General features: G+C 71.1%; 13 protein-coding genes. 6 read left to right on the top strand and 7 right to left on the bottom strand.

What is annotated here, in order from left to right; all coding sequences use genetic code 11:
* Positions 1-3 precede the first annotated feature (3 nt).
* The gene (locus tag ABT078_RS17165) at positions 4-573 is read left to right on the top strand and encodes a dienelactone hydrolase family protein (RefSeq protein ID WP_351228423.1); all 570 of its coding nucleotides are present in this window, start codon (positions 4-6) and stop codon (positions 571-573) included.
* Positions 574-634: 61 nt separating this feature from the next.
* On the opposite strand, the gene ABT078_RS17170 is transcribed toward ABT078_RS17165, so the two are convergent.
* The 5 genes from ABT078_RS17170 to ABT078_RS17190 form a co-directional block, all read right to left on the bottom strand.
* Entirely contained in the window at positions 635-2,200 is a 1,566-nt protein-coding gene (locus ABT078_RS17170) for a serine/threonine-protein kinase (RefSeq protein ID WP_351228425.1), read from the bottom strand.
* 136 nt (positions 2,201-2,336) lie between these two features.
* Positions 2,337-3,992, bottom strand: coding sequence for an alkaline phosphatase D family protein (locus ABT078_RS17175; protein WP_351228427.1), 1,656 nt, complete (start codon positions 3,990-3,992; stop codon positions 2,337-2,339).
* Between the two features lie 115 nt (positions 3,993-4,107).
* Positions 4,108-4,920, bottom strand: coding sequence for a DsbA family protein (locus tag ABT078_RS17180; RefSeq protein ID WP_351228429.1), 813 nt, complete (start codon positions 4,918-4,920; stop codon positions 4,108-4,110).
* Between the two features lie 50 nt (positions 4,921-4,970).
* On the bottom strand, positions 4,971-5,654 hold the full coding sequence (locus ABT078_RS17185; protein WP_351228431.1) for a hypothetical protein: 684 nt from the start codon (positions 5,652-5,654) through the stop codon (positions 4,971-4,973).
* A 397-nt stretch (positions 5,655-6,051) separates the two neighbouring features.
* The gene (locus ABT078_RS17190) at positions 6,052-7,380 is read right to left on the bottom strand and encodes a DUF2252 domain-containing protein (protein WP_351228433.1); all 1,329 of its coding nucleotides are present in this window, start codon (positions 7,378-7,380) and stop codon (positions 6,052-6,054) included.
* A 170-nt stretch (positions 7,381-7,550) separates the two neighbouring features.
* Between ABT078_RS17190 and dnaE the strand changes: the two genes are divergently transcribed.
* The gene (gene dnaE, locus ABT078_RS17195; protein WP_351228435.1) at positions 7,551-11,093 is read left to right on the top strand and encodes a DNA polymerase III subunit alpha; all 3,543 of its coding nucleotides are present in this window, start codon (positions 7,551-7,553) and stop codon (positions 11,091-11,093) included.
* Positions 11,094-11,198: 105 nt separating this feature from the next.
* On the opposite strand, the gene ABT078_RS17200 is transcribed toward dnaE, so the two are convergent.
* On the bottom strand, positions 11,199-11,372 hold the full coding sequence (locus ABT078_RS17200) for a hypothetical protein (protein ID WP_351228437.1): 174 nt from the start codon (positions 11,370-11,372) through the stop codon (positions 11,199-11,201).
* 222 nt (positions 11,373-11,594) lie between these two features.
* Between ABT078_RS17200 and ABT078_RS17205 the strand changes: the two genes are divergently transcribed.
* The 4 genes from ABT078_RS17205 to ABT078_RS17220 all read left to right on the top strand — a co-directional run bounded on the left by ABT078_RS17205 (position 11,595) and on the right by ABT078_RS17220 (position 15,593).
* On the top strand, positions 11,595-12,860 hold the full coding sequence (locus ABT078_RS17205) for an NYN domain-containing protein (RefSeq protein ID WP_351228439.1): 1,266 nt from the start codon (positions 11,595-11,597) through the stop codon (positions 12,858-12,860).
* 37 nt (positions 12,861-12,897) lie between these two features.
* A complete protein-coding gene (locus tag ABT078_RS17210) occupies positions 12,898-13,872 on the top strand; it encodes an ABC transporter ATP-binding protein (protein WP_351228492.1) in 975 nt (324 codons plus the stop codon).
* Between the two features lie 205 nt (positions 13,873-14,077).
* On the top strand, positions 14,078-14,914 hold the full coding sequence (locus ABT078_RS17215) for an ABC transporter permease (RefSeq protein WP_351228441.1): 837 nt from the start codon (positions 14,078-14,080) through the stop codon (positions 14,912-14,914).
* A gap of 46 nt (positions 14,915-14,960) precedes the next feature.
* Positions 14,961-15,593 (top strand): DUF2567 domain-containing protein, encoded by a 633-nt coding sequence (locus ABT078_RS17220; protein WP_351228443.1) that lies wholly within the window; start codon positions 14,961-14,963, stop codon positions 15,591-15,593.
* 557 nt (positions 15,594-16,150) lie between these two features.
* Here ABT078_RS17220 and ybaK read toward each other — a convergent pair.
* Positions 16,151-16,654 carry a Cys-tRNA(Pro) deacylase gene (gene ybaK, locus ABT078_RS17225; RefSeq protein ID WP_351228445.1) on the bottom strand — a complete coding sequence of 168 codons (504 nt, stop codon included), beginning with the start codon at positions 16,652-16,654 and terminating at the stop codon, positions 16,151-16,153.
* Positions 16,655-16,658 lie beyond the last annotated feature (4 nt).

Genomic DNA, 16,658 nt, shown 5'->3' on the forward strand with positions numbered 1-16,658 from the left:
CGCATGGACATCATGCTTTTCCATTCGACATTCGGTCTGCGCCCGGCCGTTCGGGCCGCGGCGGATCGGCTGCGCGCCGCAGGGCACGAGGTGTGGACGCCCGACCTGTTCGAAGGCCGCACGTTCGAGACCCTCGAGGAGGCCAGGGCCCACAAGAACGAGGTCGGTCTGGAGGAGCTCCTGAAGCGGGCGATCGCGGTCGCGGCACCCCTGTCCGAGCGGGGACTCGTGTACGCCGGCTTCTCGCTGGGAGCGGCCATCGCACAGAACCTCGCGTTCGGCGACGAGAAGACCCGCGGGCTGCTCCTGCTGCACGGCACGTCCGACATCGCGGACGGCGCCGAGGCCGACGGGCTGCCCGTACAGCTGCATGTCGCCGACCCCGACCCGATGGAGCCGCACGACTGGCTGACCGCCTGGTACCTGCAGATGGGCAAGACGGGTGCGGACGTCGAGGTCCACCGCTACCCCGGCGCCGGCCATCTGTACACGGACCCGGACATGCCCGACTACGACGAGGAGGCCGCCGAGCAGACCTGGCGGGTGGCGCTCGGGTTCCTGGAGACACTCTAGGAGCCGCGCCGCCACGGACTCCAAGGCCTATGGACTCCTCGGGCCAACGGTTCCACGGGCTCTACGACCGGGTGCAGCGGCCCGACGGGCTGCTCGCGGGCGGCCGGCACTGCAGTCCGAAATCGGACGGACTCGTACTGACATACCGGCCGATGCATGCGTTCGCGGACGTCCGGCCGCGCTCGGCGCAGAAGGCGAGCGCGGCACGGCCGTCGGCGAACGGCCCCGGGGCGTAGACGACCCAGTAGCCCGGGCGCAGCGAGGCGTAGTCGTCGCTCCGGACGAACACGGCCTCGGGCACGGTCCTGCGGACGTCGGCGAGGCGCCGGTCCCGGGCGGCCGTGCCGGAGGCGAAGGGCTCGGAGAAGAGCTGGGCGATCCACTGGCCCGACGGCGTCGGCGGAGTGCCGGCCGGCGTGGACGACCGGGTCACCGAAGGCGCAGGCGTCGGTGAGGGGCTCGAAGACGTGCTCGGCGACGTGCTCGGAGACGGGCTGGACGCCGGCGTGGCAGGAGCCGTGTTCGTACTGCCCGTCGTGCCGCCGGAGCCCTTCGCACCCCCCGTCGTGGCCGTCCCGGCGTCGCGCAGCGAAAGCACCAGCGCCGTCGCCGCGGTGATCGCCACGGCCACCGCGATCACGGCGACGACCACGGGCGTACGGCTGGGACGCCGGTCCGGCATCCGGGCAGGAGGCCGCGGTGGCTGGGGGACCGTCGGCCGCGGGCTGTCCAACTGCGTGGGGACGGGCGGCACCGGCCCCTGCGGCACCGGCGTCGTCAGCGTCGGCTGCGCCCAGTACGGCGTCGCTCCCGACTCGACCTGCGCCAGCATGGCGTCCAGCCGCACCGCGTCGGGCCGCGCCGCCGGGTCGCGTACGAGCAGCGCGTGCAGGACGGGGGCGAGTTGTGCCGAGCGCATCGGCGGGGGCACCGGATCGTCGAGCACGGCCGCGAGCGTCGCCAGGGTCGTCGCCCGGCGCAACGGACTGACGCCCTCCACGCACACGTACAGCACGAGCCCCAGCGACCAGAGGTCGGAGGCGCCGAGAGGAGAGGTCGCGGCGTCCTCGCCCCTGACCCGTTCCGGGGCGATGTACTCGGGCGAGCCGATGAGTTCGCCGGGCACGGTCAGCGACGTCGAGCCCTCGAGCGCGGCGATCCCGAAGTCCGTCAGCACCGCACTCCCGTCGGGCCGCAGCAGCACGTTGGCGGGTTTGACGTCGCGGTGCTGGATGCCCGCAGCATGCGCGGCGCTCAGGGCGGAGAGCACCTGGCGGCCGATGCGCGCCGCCTCCGCCGGGGTCAGCGGGCCCCGGTCGAGCCGGTCCTGGAGCGAGACCCCGGGCACCAGCTCCATCACGATCCACGGATGCGGCTCCGGATCGGCGTCCACGATCTGATGGATCGTCACCACATGCGGGTGGCTGAGCCGCGCGAGCGCCCGGGCCTCGCGGAGCACACGCTCGCGCACGGCGCCGGACGCTCCCGCGTCTGATCTGACGGCCTTCAGGGCCACTTCGCGGTGGAGCACGGTGTCGCGAGCCCGCCACACCGTGCCCATGCCTCCGCTGCCGAGCCGCTCGATCAGCTCGAACCGCCCGTCGATCAGGTCCCCCGGCGCATTCATGGCGCCAGGCTAGAGGAGGCTAGAGGAGGCCGGGGTCGGTCCGCCCGGCACGTACGCGGGGCGACGGACCCACGGGCGCTCGTCCCGTCGCCTCGCGAGCCTCCTCGTCAGCGTTCACCGTGGCTGAATCTCACCCTCAGAGCACCGGCCGGCTCACGCGCTCGACCTTCTGAGTGCCGTTGAGCGTCCGGTACGAGCGGGCCCAGGCGGCCGTCGCGTCGGCCTTGGTCCTGTCGGAGAGCGTGTAGTAGTCCATCTGCGAGCGCTCGGCGGTCACGTCGAGGACGCCGTACCCGTGGCTGTCCATGTCGAGCCACTTCACATGGCGGTTGGCGGCCTTCACCGCGGTCTGCGCCACCAGCGAGACCGTGCCCGGGGCGACATGCAGGATGTCGTCCAGGTTGTCGGAGGTCACCGAGGTCACCACGAACTCTGTGGCGGCCGACTGCGACAGCGGATACGTCGCGGCCTTCACCGGGACGTCGTTGGCCCACGCCATGTGGATGTCGCCGGTGAGGAAGACGGTGTTCCTGATCCCGCGGTCCGTCAGGTGCTTCAGAAGTTCCTTGCGGTCGTCCGTGTAGCCGTCCCACTGGTCCACGTTGACCGCGAGACCCTCCTTGGGCAGGCCGAGCAGTCCGGCGATCGGCTCCAGCAGATGGGCGGGCACGGAACCGAAGGCGACCGGTGAGATCATCACCGACGTGCCGACCAGCTTCCAGGTCGCGTCCGAGGACGCGAGGCCCGCCTTGAGCCAGTCGAGCTGGGCGCGGCCCGTGATCGTACGCTCCGGGTCGTCGACCGAGCCGCTGCCCACGGACGCCTGCTGCGAGCGGAACGACCGCAGGTCCAGCAGATGCAGATCGGCCAGCCTGCCGAAGCGCAGCCGGCGGTAGACCGTGCCTTCGGTCGAGGCGCGCACGGGCATCCACTCGAAGTACGCCTGCTTGGCGGCCGCGGCGCGGGCCGCGTAGTCGCCCTCGGCGCCCGGCGTGTGGTTCTCGGCGCCGCCCGCCCAGGCGTCGTTGGCGATCTCGTGGTCGTCCCATATCGCGACGAGCGGGTGGGCGGCGTGCAGCGACTGCAGATCGGCGTCGGTCTTGTACTTGCCGTGGCGGGTGCGGTAGTCGGCGAGCGTGAGGATCTCGTGCCGGGGCTCGTGCTGCCGTACGACGTACTTCTCGGCCGGGTAGCCGCCGGACCCGTACTCGTAGATGTAGTCGCCGAGATGGAGGACCGCGTCCAGGTCGGCGCGGGCCGCCAGATGGCGGTAGGCGGAGAAGTAGCCCGACTCCCAGTTGGCGCAGGACACCACACCGAAGCGCACACCGGGCGCGGCGGCGTCCGTGGCCGGCGCGGTGCGGGTGCGGCCGACGGGGGAGACCGCGGTGCCGGCGGTGAAGCGGAAGTAGTGGACGGCGGCGGGGCGCAGACCCCTCACGTCGACCTTGACGGTGTGGTCGGAGGCGGCGGTGGTGGTGGTCCGGCCGCCGGCGACGACAGTGGCGAAGCCCTTGTCCTCCGCGACCTCCCAGCTCACCTCGGTGGCGGGACCCTTGCCGGAGCCGGGCACGGCGTCCGGAGCCGGAGTGACCCGGGTCCACAGCAGTACGCCGTCGGGGAGCGGGTCGCCCGAGGCGACGCCATGGAGGAAGGCGGGGCCCTGCCCGTCGGCGGCGGCGGAGGAGGCCGCGAGGGCGGACGCGGCGACGGCGGTAGTGGCGACAGCGGTGGCGGCAGCGGCCTTGACGACCGTGCGGCGGCTGGGAGTTGTGGTGAGTCTACTGGTCACGGCCGGTCAGACTACTGACCGGTAGGGCGAACGGGCAGACGAATTCAGGAAAGTTCGTCTGCCCGTTCGTCAAGCGCCGTACGGCGTTACCCCGTGAGGGTCCTGGCGTGCACCGTCACGCCTGGAGGGCCTTGTCGATCGCGGCGTTGAACTGCTCGACCGTCATCGGCGTGTTGTCGCTGCCCTCGACGGTGAGCTTCTTGCCGTCCATCTTCAGTGTCGGAGTGCCCTCCACACCGCTGGAGTCGAACGTGGCGGACATCTTCAGCGCCCAGGCGTCGTACGTGCCGTCGTTGACGGCCTTCTGGAAGGCCGTGTTGTTCTTCAGCGCGGGCACCGAGTCCGCCACCTCGATGAGGTAGTCGTCCTTGGCGAACTTGTCGTCGCGCTCCTCCGGGTGGAACTTCTCGGAGTAGAGGGCCGCCTTGTACTCCACGAAGGCCTCGGGGCTCACATTGAGCGCGGCGCCCAGCGCCGAGAGGGCGTTCTTCGATCCCTCACCGGGAACGGCGTTGTCGATGAAGGTCGCACCGATGTACTTGATCTTGTACTTGCCGGCGTCGACGTCCTTCTTGACCGTCTCACCGACCGCCTGCTCGAAGGTCGCGCAGACCGGGCAGCGCGAGTCCTCGTACAGCTCCAGCGTCTTCTTCGCCTCCGGCTTGCCGATGACGACGGTCGTGCCGTTCTCGCCCTCGCTGTTCTTGGGCGGGACGACCTTCGCGCTCTTGGCGGCCTCCCACGCACTGGGCTTGTTCGCCTGCACGACGAAGTAGCCGACGCCGCCCGCCGCGGCCAGTACGCCGACGACCGAGAGGCCGACGACGATCTGCCGCTTGATCTTGTCCTTCTTGGCCTGGCGTTCGCGCTCCGCGCGAAGGCGCTCGCGGGCGGCTGCCTTGCTGGCCTGGCTGTTGCGTGCACTCATGAGGATCTGCTCCGTGTTCGATGGTTCAGGAGGGAGGGGGACTACCGGTTTCAGGCAAGGGCGAGAGCCTGGAGCGGCGGTCCCCTCCGTCCCACGGAGTGCACGAGAAGGCGGGTCCTGCCCGAGGGCGCCAGGTCGGCGGGCCGTACCGCGCGGTGCACCCGTCCCGTGCGCGCATCCACGGCGGCGACGGCGATCAGCAGCGGCCGGAAGGCGAACGCGGCCACGGCGCGCAGCAGACACGCGAGCGCCGACTCGCCGTGCCGCAGCCAGGCGGCGGCGAGCAGCCCGACCGACACATGCGCGGCCAGCAGGAGCCAGGGCACGGAGGGGTCGGGCGAGTTGAGCAGCGTGGCGAGGCGCCCCTGGGCCGCGGTCACACCGGGCAGCGGGTCGCCGACGGCGCCGCCGCAGAGCACATCCACTCCGACCGCGCGCAGCGAACCGGCGACCGGCCCGCCCGCGACGCCGTAACAGAGGTGCTGCCCGGTGGTGAAGACGGTGTCCGCGGCCAGCTCCAGCGGCACGAGCACGGCGGCGATCGACCCGTATCCGCGCTCCCGTCCGGCCAGGGCGTACGCGATCAGGAACACGCCGGCGGTGACGGCGCCCACGGTGATCAGGGGCAGCGCCGCTCGGGAGAGCAGCACATGCGAAGCCACGGACAGCGTCACGACGAGTGCCGTGAAGATCGCTGCCCGCAGCCCCCTGAGCCTCGTGTCGCCTGTGTGCAAAGGATCCTGCCTGCCGGATGTCTTCTTCTGCTGGGGCCCGGGGCGTCCCCGGGAAACACAGCTTCGTCGAAGGGAGTGTGCCACGGTCCGCCGTAAACGGTCCTTAAGGACGGTATGCGGTCCCGGAGGACCGGCCGGAGCCGGAGCCGGAGCCGGAGCCGGAAACCGGAGCCGGAGCCGGAAAACCGGACCCGGACCGGAAAGCCGGACCCGGAGCCGGATCCGGACCGGAAAGCCGGACCTGGACCCGGAGCCGGAGCCGGACCGGAAAGCCGGACCTGGACCCGGAGCCGGAGCCGGACCGGAAACCGGATCCGGACCGGAAAGCCGGACCCGGACCGGAAGCCGGACTCGGCAAGGTCCGGGCCGGTTCGCCCAGGCCCGGCTCGCCTCGGCTCTACCGCAGGCCGGGGATCCTTCCGTTCCTGAAGAGGTCCACGAAGATCTGGTGGTCGGCCCGCGCCCGCGCGCCGTAGCCGTGCGCGAAGTCCACCAGCAGCTCCCCGAAGCCGTCCTCGTCCGCGGCGATCGCCGCGTCGATGGCCCGCTCCGTGGAGAACGGCACCAGCGAGTGGCCGCTCTCGTCGTCGGCCGCCGCGTGCATCGTGGCCGTCGCCCGGCCGAGGTCCGCCACGGTCGCCGCGATCTCCGCCGGGTCGTCGATGTCCGACCAGTCCAGGTCCACCGCGTACGGAGAGACCTCCGCGACCAGCTGGCCCGCACCGTCCAGCTCGGTCCAGCCCAGCCATGGGTCGGCATGGTCCTGGAGCGCACGCTGCGAGATCACCGTGCGGTGGCCCTCGTGCTGGAAGTAGCCCCGGACCCGCTCGTCGCTGATGTGCCGGGACACCGCCGGGGTCTGGGCCTGCTTCATGTAGATCACCACATCGTTCTCGAGGGCGTCGCTGTTGCCCTCCAGCAGGATGTTGTACGAGGGCAGACCGGCCGAGCCGATGCCGATGCCGCGCCGCCCGACGACGTCCTTCACCCGGTACGAGTCGGGGCGCGACAGACTCGACTCGGGCAGGGTCTCCAGATAGCCGTCGAAGGCGGCCAGCACCTTGTACCGCGTCGCGGCGTCCAGCTCGATCGCGCCGCCGCCCTCGGTGAAGCGACGCTCGTAGTCCCGGATCTCCGTCATCGAGGCCAGCAGCCCGAAGCGGGTCAGCGCCCGGGCGCTGTGCAGCGCCTCGAGCAGCGGGCCCTGGGCGGTGTCCAGGGAGAAGGGCGGCACCTCGTCGTTCTTGGCGCCGGTCGCCAGGGCGTGGATGCGCTCGCGGTAGGCGGCGGCGTAGACCCGCACCAGGTCGGTGATCTGCTCGTCGCTGAGCGCCTTCGTGTAGCCGATCAGTGCCAGCGAGGCGGACAGCCGCTTGACGTCCCAGGTGAAGGGGCCGACGTAGGCCTCGTCGAAGTCGTTGACGTTGAAGATCAGCCGGCCGTTCGCGTCCATGTACGTGCCGAAGTTCTCGGCGTGGAGGTCACCGTGGATCCACACCCGGCTCGTGCGCTCGTCCAGGTACGGCCCGCCGTTCTGCTCGCGCTCCAGGTCGGCGTAGAAGAGGCACGCCGTGCCCCGGTAGAACGCGAAGGCGGAGGCCGCCATCTTGCGGAACTTCACCCGGAACGCGGCCGGGTCGGCGGCCAGGAGCTCGCCGAAGGCGGTGTCGAAGACCGCGAGGATCTCCTCGCCTCGCTCGTCAGCCGTGGGCTGGTGGACCGACATCGCTGAGTGCCTCCTGGTACATGACAAAAGGGACGGGTGTTCCGTCCCGCTCAACGCGCGACGGTACTCCGGAGTGCCCCGCCCCTGTCAGTGGGGAGGCATAGACTTCGACGCTGTCCACCCAGACTGTCCGCAGCCTGTCGCCGAGCGTTTCCCCTGGAGGCCAAGCCGTGTCAAAGCCGCCGTTCACGCACCTGCACGTCCACACCCAGTACTCCCTGCTGGACGGTGCCGCGCGGCTCAAGGACATGTTCAAGGCCTGCAACGACATGGGCATGACGCACATCGCCATGTCCGATCACGGCAACCTCCACGGCGCCTACGACTTCTTCTTCACCGCCAAGAAGGCGGGCGTCACGCCGATCATCGGCATCGAGGCGTACGTGGCGCCGGAGTCCCGGCGGAACAAGCGGAAGATCCAGTGGGGCCAGCCCCACCAGAAGAAGGACGACGTCTCCGGTTCGGGTGGTTACACCCACAAGACGATCTGGGCGGCGAACAGGACCGGCCTGCACAACCTCTTCCGGCTCTCCTCCGACGCCTACGCCGAGGGCTGGCTGCAGAAGTGGCCGCGCATGGACAAGGAGACCATCTCCCAGTGGTCCGAGGGGCTCATCGCCTCCACCGGCTGCCCCTCGGGAGAGCTGCAGACCCGCCTTCGCCTCGGCCAGTACGAGGAGGCCCGCAAGGCGGCCGGGGAGTACCAGGACATCTTCGGCAAGGACCGGTACTTCCTGGAGCTGATGGACCACGGCATCGACATCGAGCGCCGCGTCCGCGACGACCTGCTGAAGATCGGCAAGGAACTCGGCATCCCGCCGCTGGTCACCAACGACTCGCACTACACGCACGCGCACGAGGCGACCGCCCACGACGCGCTGCTGTGCATCCAGACCGGCAAGAACCTGTCGGACCCGGACCGCTTCAAGTTCGACGGCACCGGCTACTACCTGAAGTCGACCGACGAGATGTACGCGATCGACTCGTCCGACGCCTGGCAGGAGGGCTGCCGCAACACGCTGCTGGTCGCCGAGCAGATCGACACCACCGGGATGTTCGAGAAGCGCGACCTGATGCCGAAGTTCGAGATCCCGGAAGAGGGCTACACCGAGGTCACCTGGTTCAGGGAGGAAGTGCGGCGCGGCATGAACCGCCGCTATCCGACCGGGGTCCCCGAGGACCGCCAGAAGCAGGCGGAGTACGAGATGGACGTCATCATCCAGATGGGGTTCCCGGGCTACTTCCTCGTGGTCGCCGACTTCATCATGTGGGCCAAGAAGAACGGCATCGCGGTCGGCCCCGGCCGAGGCTCCGCGGCCGGTTCGATCGTGGCGTACGCGATGGGCATCACGGACCTCGACCCGATCGAGCACGGGCTGATCTTCGAGCGGTTCCTCAACCCCGAGCGCGTCTCCATGCCCGATGTCGACATCGACTTCGACGAGCGCCGGCGCGTCGAAGTGATCAGGTACGTGACCGAGAAGTACGGCGCCGACAAGGTCGCCATGATCGGCACGTACGGAAAGATCAAGGCGAAGAACGCGATCAAGGACTCCGCGCGCGTGCTGGGCTACCCGTACGCGATGGGCGACCGCCTCACCAAGGCCATGCCCGCCGACGTCCTCGGCAAGGGCATCGACCTCGACGGCATCACCAACCCCGAGCACCCGCGCTACAACGAGGCGGGCGAGATCCGGGGGATGTACGAGAACGAGCCGGACGTGAAGAAGGTCATCGACACCGCCAAGGGCGTCGAGGGCCTGGTCCGGCAGATGGGCGTGCACGCCGCCGGCGTGATCATGTCCAGCGAACCCATCGTCGACCACGCCCCGATCTGGGTGCGGCACACCGACGGCGTCACCATCACGCAGTGGGACTACCCCCAGTGCGAGTCGCTCGGCCTGCTGAAGATGGACTTCCTGGGCCTGCGCAACCTCACCATCATGGACGACGCCGTGAAGATGGTGGAGGCCAACAAGGGCGTCAAGCTGGAGCTGCTCGACGTCCCGCTCGACGACCCCAAGACGTACGAGATGCTCTGCCGCGGCGACACGCTCGGCGTGTTCCAGTTCGACGGCGGCCCGATGCGCTCGCTGCTTCGCCAGATGCAGCCCGACAACTTCGAGGACATCTCCGCCGTGTCGGCCCTGTACCGGCCGGGCCCCATGGGCATGAACTCGCACATCAACTACGCCGAGCGCAAGAACGGGCGGCAGGAGATCACTCCTATCCACCCGGAGCTCGAGGAGCCGCTGAAGGAGACGCTCGGCCTCACCTACGGCCTGATCGTCTATCAGGAGCAGGTGCAGAAGGCCGCCCAGATCGTCGCCGGCTACTCGCTGGGCGAGGCCGACATCCTGCGCCGCGTGATGGGCAAGAAGAAGCCGGAGGAGCTGGAGAAGAACTTCGGCATCTTCCAGGCGGGCGCCCGCAAGAACGGCTTCTCGGACGCGGCGATCCAGGCCCTCTGGGACGTCCTGGTGCCGTTCGCCGGCTACGCCTTCAACAAGGCGCACTCCTCGGCGTACGGCCTGGTCACCTACTGGACCGCGTATCTGAAGGCCAACTACCCGGCCGAGTACATGGCCGCGCTGCTCACCTCGGTCAAGGACGACAAGGACAAGTCCGCGGTCTATCTGAACGAGTGCCGCCGCATGGGCATCAAGGTCCTGCCGCCCAATGTGAACGAGTCCGAGTCGAACTTCGCGGCCCAGGGCGACGACGTCATCCTCTTCGGCCTCTCCGCCGTCCGCAACGTCGGCACGAACGTCGTCGAGTCGATCATCAGGTCCCGCAAGTCCAAGGGCAAGTACTCCTCCTTCCCCGACTTCCTCGACAAGGTCGAGGCGGTCGTCTGCAACAAGCGCACCATCGAGTCGCTCATCAAGGCCGGTGCCTTCGACACGATGGGCCACACCCGCAAGGGCCTGGTCGCCCACCACGAGCCCATGATCGACAACGTGGTGGCGGTCAAGCGCAAGGAGGCCGAGGGGCAGTTCGACCTCTTCGGCGGCATGGGCGAAGAGGAGAGCAGCGAGCCGGGCTTCGGCCTCGACGTCGAGTTCTCCGACATCGAGTGGGAGAAGTCCTATCTGCTCGCGCAGGAGCGCGAGATGCTCGGTCTGTACGTCTCGGACCACCCGCTCTTCGGCATCGAGCATGTCCTGAGCGACAAGTCGGACGCGGCGATCTCCCAGCTCACGGGCGGCGAGCACGCGGACGGGGCGGTCGTCACCATCGGCGGCATCATCTCGGGCCTGCAGCGGAAGATGACCAAGCAGGGCAACGCGTGGGCGATCGCCACCGTCGAGGACCTGGCCGGTTCCATCGAGTGCATGTTCTTCCCTGCGACGTACCAACTGGTGTCCACGCAACTCGTCGAGGACACGGTCGTCTTCGTCAAGGGCCGGCTCGACAAGCGCGAGGACGTGCCGCGGCTCGTCGCGATGGAGCTGATGGTCCCCGATCTGTCGTCGGCGGGCACCAACGCGCCCGTGGTGATCACCATTCCCACGGTGAAGGTCACCCCGCCCATGGTCGGCCGGCTCGGCGAGATCCTCGGCCACCACAAGGGCAACACGGAGGTGCGGATCAAGCTCCAGGGCGCCCGCAAGACCACCGTGCTCCGCCTCGACCGGCACCGGGTGCAGCCGGACCCGGCGCTCTTCGGCGATCTGAAGGTGCTGCTCGGCCCGTCCTGTCTCGCAGGCTGACGCCGCGGCCCGCCGGCCCCGCGGCCGGGGGCTGAACGCAGCTGAGGGGCGCACCCGTCATGGGTGCGCCCCTCACGCGCGCATGCGGCGACGCGGCGCGGAGCCTCAGTTATGGCCGAAACGCTTCTGACGGCCCTTGTGCGCCGGGTCGCCGGAGGCTATCTGTGTGGCCCTCTGTTCGGCCTGTGCCTCCATCGACGAGCTGCGGGCCCGCTGGGTACCGCGCTCGGCCTGCGAGCCGGTCTGCGGCTTACGTTCACGGTTCTTGTTCTTGGCCATGGTCTGCCTCCTGTGTCATCTAGGGGCCAGGGCCGCCATCAGACTCACATAGGCGTCTATACGCCGCATTTCGGATCATTGCGGTGAGTAACGGGCTGCTGTTACGGTGCGGCTTCACAATCGCCACGCCGATGATCGAGTTCCGGCCGTCAACCCTCCGGCTGTCGGGCAGACTCGAAGGAAACACGAAGCAACTTCCGATCCCGAGGTTCCCGAAAGAGGGTGGAACACGTGGACCGCTGCGTCGTCCTGGTGGACGCCGGTTATCTGCTGGGCGCCGCCGCGAGTCTCCTCGCCGGAGAACCGGCCCGTTCCCGTATCACCGTCGACCACGCCGCCCTCATCCAGGCCCTCCGCGACCGGGCCGAGGCCGATACGGAACGCCCGTTGCTCCGCATCTACTGGTTCGACGGCGCCCCCGACCGCGTACCCCAGCCCGAGCACCGCAGGCTGCGGGTCATGCCCCGGGTCACCGTCCGGCTCGGCGCACTGACCCGCAGCGACGGCCGCTGGGCGCAGAAGGGCGTCGACGCCGCGATGCATGCCGAGCTCACCGAACTGGCCAGAAACCGCGCCTGCTCCGACGTGGTGCTCGTGACCGGCGACGGCGATCTGCTGCCGGGCCTCATGTCGGCCAAGGAACACGGAGTCGCCGTCCACCTCTGGGCCGTCCAGGCCGCCGACGGTGACTACAACCAGTCGGAGGACCTCGTCGCCGAGGCCGACGAGAGGCGTGTCCTCGACCGGGCCTGGATCACCCAGGCGGTCCGCGCCAAGGACCTCGGCGGCGTCTGTGCCCCGCCGCCCGCACCCCGCCCCGAGATCGCGGCGATCCTCTCCGCCCCGCTGCCCGAGGCGGCGCTCGCCGCGTCCGCGGAGCGGGCCGACGAGGCGGCCCGTGCTCAGGTGGCGGAGGTGCGGAACGGTTCGTCGGCCCCGGCCGTGGCGCCGGGTGCCACCCCCGCCGGCCAGGTGGGACCCGCAGGGAAGGGTGTGCCGACCCCCAAGGACCTCGCGGGCCTGCGCGGCCCGGCCACGCCGGGCGACCGGCAACCGGCGGGCGCCACCCTGCGCTGGTCGTCCGACAAGGGCTGGATCGAGCGGCCCGGCGGCGGCGCGCTCGGCGAGTCGCCCGAGACCGCGTCGCTGCCCACGCTCGCCCAGCTCACCAGCGCCGAGCAGCGCTGGGCCGACCGTGAGGAGGACATCACCACGGTCGGCGGCGACCCCTACGAGGTCGGACAGGTCTTCGCACGGCGCTGGATGGAGCGGCTCCCGGACCCCGGGCACGTCCAGAAGCTGTCCACCCTGTACCCGCGCATCCCGCACCGCATCGACGGCGAACTGCTGCGGTACGCGGCCCGGTTCGGACTCCTCGCCCACAAGGACGACCAGATCGACGAGCACGACCGCTATGCCATCCGGGCCGGATTCTGGCGCGAGATCGACGTGCGGGCGGCCGCGGAACACGCCCCCGCGGGGGAGTAGCCCCGCGGACCCCGTAGGCTCGTCCCTCGTGAGTACGGTGTGCGTGGTGCGGGATCTGGTCAAGACGTACCCCGCCGTGCGTGCCCGGCGGGGGACCCCCGCGACCCCCGAGGTGCGGGCCAACGACGGAATCTCCTTGGTAGTGCGCACCGGCGAGATCTTCGGACTGCTCGGCCCCAACGGCGCAGGGAAGTCCACCCTGGTCCGCCAGCTCACGGGTCTGATGCGCCCCGACTCCGGCGCGGTCGAGGTCCTCGGCCACGATCTCGTACGCCACCCCGAGCGGGCGTCCCGGCTCATCGGCTATCTCGGCCAGGAGTCCACCGCGCTCGACGAGCTGACCGTCGGGCTGGCCGCGGAGACGACCGGGCGGCTGCGGGGCCTCGGGGTACGGGAGGCACGCGCCGAGCGCGACACCGTACTCGAAGAGCTGGGGCTCACGGGACTCGCCGGGCGGCCCCTGAAGAAGCTGTCCGCCGGGCAGCGGCGGCTGGCGTGCTTCGCGGCCACGCTGGTCGGCGAGCGGCCCGTCCTCGTCCTGGACGAGCCCACCACAGGAATGGACCCGGTCGCCCGGCGCGCGGTCTGGGCCGCGGTGGACCGGCGGCGCGCCCAGCACGGCGCGACCGTGCTCCTGGTCACCCACAACGTCATCGAGGCCGAGACCGTCCTCGACCGCGTCGCCGTCCTGGAGCGGGGCAGGGTCATCGCCTGCGACACGCCCGCCGGGCTCAAGGAACGCGTGGCCGGAGAGGTTCGGGTCGAGCTGGTCTGGCGCGAGCGGGCGCCCCTGGACGTTCCGGAGGTCGCCGCGCTGCGGGCCTCCGCCCAGGAGTCGGGTCGCCGCTGGGTGCTGCGCCTCGCCCCGGACGAGGCCAGGGCGGCTGTCGCCGCGGTGACCGGTGGCGAGGCGTTCGCGGCGCTCGACGACTTCACACTGGCCACGCCGAGCCTGGAGGACGTGTACCTCGCGCTGGGCGGACACGCGACGAGAGGGCTGGTGAAGGCATGAGGCTCACCTCCCTCCACGCGCCCGGCCGGCGACGCGCCTGCGTCGGCACGCTGTGCGCGTACGGTACGGCGCCCGGCGGTGGGCGGCGCACGCCGGCCGGGGGACCCGGACAGCCGCGCCGGGGCGCGCCGGACCGCGCCGGGGGTGGCACAGTGAGGCCGAGGCCGTACACGAGGCCGTATGTACTGAACAGGAGCAGCGCCAGGTGAGCATCGTGCCTGCGGAGGCCGTGTCCGCGAAAGTGCGCCGGGCGCAGGCCGCCGACGCCCGTGCCGGGTCCGGCGCCGCCGCGCCGCTCGCTCCGCGCGCCCGGCTGCTGCCCGCGCTCGCCGCGGTGTACCGCGCTCAGCTTTCCCGGGCGCGGGTCGCCCGGATCCCGCTGCTCTTCGTGGCGACCTTCCAGTCCGTCGGCATCATGGTGCTGATGCGGGGCGTCGTCGACGGCGGCGCCGAGGCGCGTGCCGTCGTCGCGGGGTCGTCCGTGCTGGTCGTCGCGTTCGTCGCGCTCAATCTGCTCGCCCAGTACTTCGGGCAGCTCAGGGCCGGGGGCGGCCTCGACCACTACGCGACCCTGCCCGTGCCGCCCGCGGCGGTGGTGCTCGGCGCGGCCGGGGCGTACGCCTCCTTCACCGTGCCCGGGACCGTCGTGACCGCGGTCATCGGTTCGGTGCTCTTCGGGCTGCCGCTCACGCATCTGTGGGTGCTGGCCGCCGTGATCCCGCTCGCGGGCGCTGCGCTCGCCGGGCTCGGCGCGGCGCTCGGGCTGCTCGCGCCCCGCCAGGAACTCGCCACGCTGATGGGCCAGTTGGGCATGTCCGCGGCCCTGCTGCTGGGCGTGCTGCCGGCCGGACGACTGCCGGAGCCGATCGCGTACGCGCGGGATCTGCTGCCGTCGACGTACGGGGTCGAGGCGATGACCCGCACCTTCGACACGCATCCGGACTGGCCCGCCGTGGCGCTCGACCTCGTGGTCTGCGCGGTCGTGGGCGTGGCGTCACTGGGCCTCGCGACATGGGCGTACCGGAGGGCCGCGGTCCGGTGAGGCGCGGTCCGGTGAGGCGCGCCACACGGACGTTTGGCACGATGTCATGGTGACAGCACCCCTGACGCCGCCTCACCAGCCTCCGCCGCACAACGCGCCCTGGAACCACCCGTACCCCTTCGCCGTGGGGGACGGAGAAGGGCAGGACATGAAGAGGGAGCTGCGACTGGCCGCCATCGTCCTGCCGGTGGTGGCGCTGACCGGTGTCGCGCTCGGCCTGCTGTGGCTGTGGCTCGCGCCGCGCGTGGCGCTGATCTCCACGGGCAAGGCGGTCTTCGTCGTCGACACGGAGGGCGAGGAGGCGGCGGGCGCGGACGGCACGTTCGTGCTGCTGGCGCTCGGCTTCGGGGTGCTCTGCGCGGCAGTGGTCTTCCTGGTGCACCGGCGCGGCGGGATCGCACTCGTCGCCGCACTGGCGCTCGGCGGGCTTGCGGCTTCGGCGCTGGGCTGGGGTATCGGCTACTGGTTCGGTCCCGAGCACGACGTCGTCGCCCATGCGCGGGCGGTGGGCGAGGGCGTCACTTTCGACGCGCCGCTGCAGCTCCGCTCACGTGCGGCGCTGCTGGCGTGGCCGGTGGCCTCGATGGTCGTCCATCTGGCCCTCACGGCCCTCTTCGGGCCCCGCGACCCGGAGCCCGACTGGCCGGCTCAGCCGCTTCCCGGCGACGAGCGGGGCTGACGCGGCGTTCGGCGCTGCAGTGGGCCGGGGCCGAGCCGGTGCGGGTGGGGGTCCGGTGCGCGGGGTTTCTCCCCCACCCCGCCCCTGCCCGAACCGGGGGCCGGCCCCCGGACCCCCGGGTCGTGCCCGGAACCGCCGCGTGGGCCCGCGTGTCCGTCCTCGAACGCCGCACCGGGCTGGGAGTGCATCCGGTACCGACGGACGGGCCCGGAATCAGCCACCTGCGGCGAGTGAGGAGCGGGAGCCCAGGGTGCGGAGCTCCCGCACGAACGGGTCCGGGGCGGAGCCCCGGTTCGGGAAGGGGCGGGGTGGGGCTGTGTCGATCTGCGGCTCCGCCGCGTGGGCCCGCCGCAGGCGTCCCGCGCCTCACGCGGTCGTGGGGCCCGGCGTCACGCCGGGCGGCGGCCGTGGTTCGCGCGGCGCTTGCGGAGGCGCCATTTGCGTTTTCGCGTGCGTTTCGACATGCGGACCCCCTCAGGTCGGGTGTCCTTCGGTCGTAGCGGACGACAGGCCCGCCGTCGAGGGGTCGCGTGAGTCCGGACCGGACCGGACCGGATCTACGCGCGGCCGATCGGAGCCAGGACCGCGTTCGTGAGCGTGGTCAGGTCGGCGGGGGCGAGTTCGACCTCCAGGCCGCGGCGGCCGGCCGAGACGCAGATGGTCGGGTGGGCGGAGGCCGAGGCGTCCAGAACCGTCCGCAGCCGCCTGCGCTGGCCCAGCGGCGAGATGCCGCCCCGCACATAGCCCGTCGTGCGCTCCGCGGCCACCGGGTCGGCCATCACCGCCCGCTTGCCGCCGACCGCCGCCGCGAGGGCCTTGAGGTCGAGCTGGCCCGCGACCGGGACGACGGCGACCGTGAGTTCGCCGTCCACATCCGCGACGAGGGTCTTGAAGACCCGCTCGGGGGAGACGCCGAGGGCCTCGGCCGCCTCCTCGCCGTACGACGCGGACGCCGGGTCGTGCTCGTACGCGTGGACGGTGAAGTCCGTGCCCGCCGCCGTCAGCGCCACCGTCGCCGGGGTGCCTCCGCCGCCCTGCTGCTTCTTCGCCTTCTTCGCCACGGTG

It is taken from the genome of Streptomyces sp. NPDC002133, assembly GCF_040296405.1.
GTDB lineage: Bacteria > Actinomycetota > Actinomycetes > Streptomycetales > Streptomycetaceae > Streptomyces.

Excerpts from the sequence above, each read along its gene's own strand:
- ABT078_RS17170 (WP_351228425.1), bottom strand. The coding sequence starts at position 2,200 with ATGAATGCGCCGGGGGACCTGATCGACGGGCGGTTCGAGCTGATCGAG.
- ABT078_RS17165 (WP_351228423.1), top strand. The coding sequence starts at position 4 with ATGGACATCATGCTTTTCCATTCGACATTCGGTCTGCGCCCGGCCGTT.
- ABT078_RS17200 (WP_351228437.1), bottom strand. The coding sequence starts at position 11,372 with ATGGCCAAGAACAAGAACCGTGAACGTAAGCCGCAGACCGGCTCGCAG.
- ABT078_RS17180 (WP_351228429.1), bottom strand. The coding sequence starts at position 4,920 with ATGAGTGCACGCAACAGCCAGGCCAGCAAGGCAGCCGCCCGCGAGCGC.
- ABT078_RS17190 (WP_351228433.1), bottom strand. The coding sequence starts at position 7,380 with ATGTCGGTCCACCAGCCCACGGCTGACGAGCGAGGCGAGGAGATCCTC.
- ABT078_RS17220 (WP_351228443.1), top strand. The coding sequence starts at position 14,961 with ATGGTGACAGCACCCCTGACGCCGCCTCACCAGCCTCCGCCGCACAAC.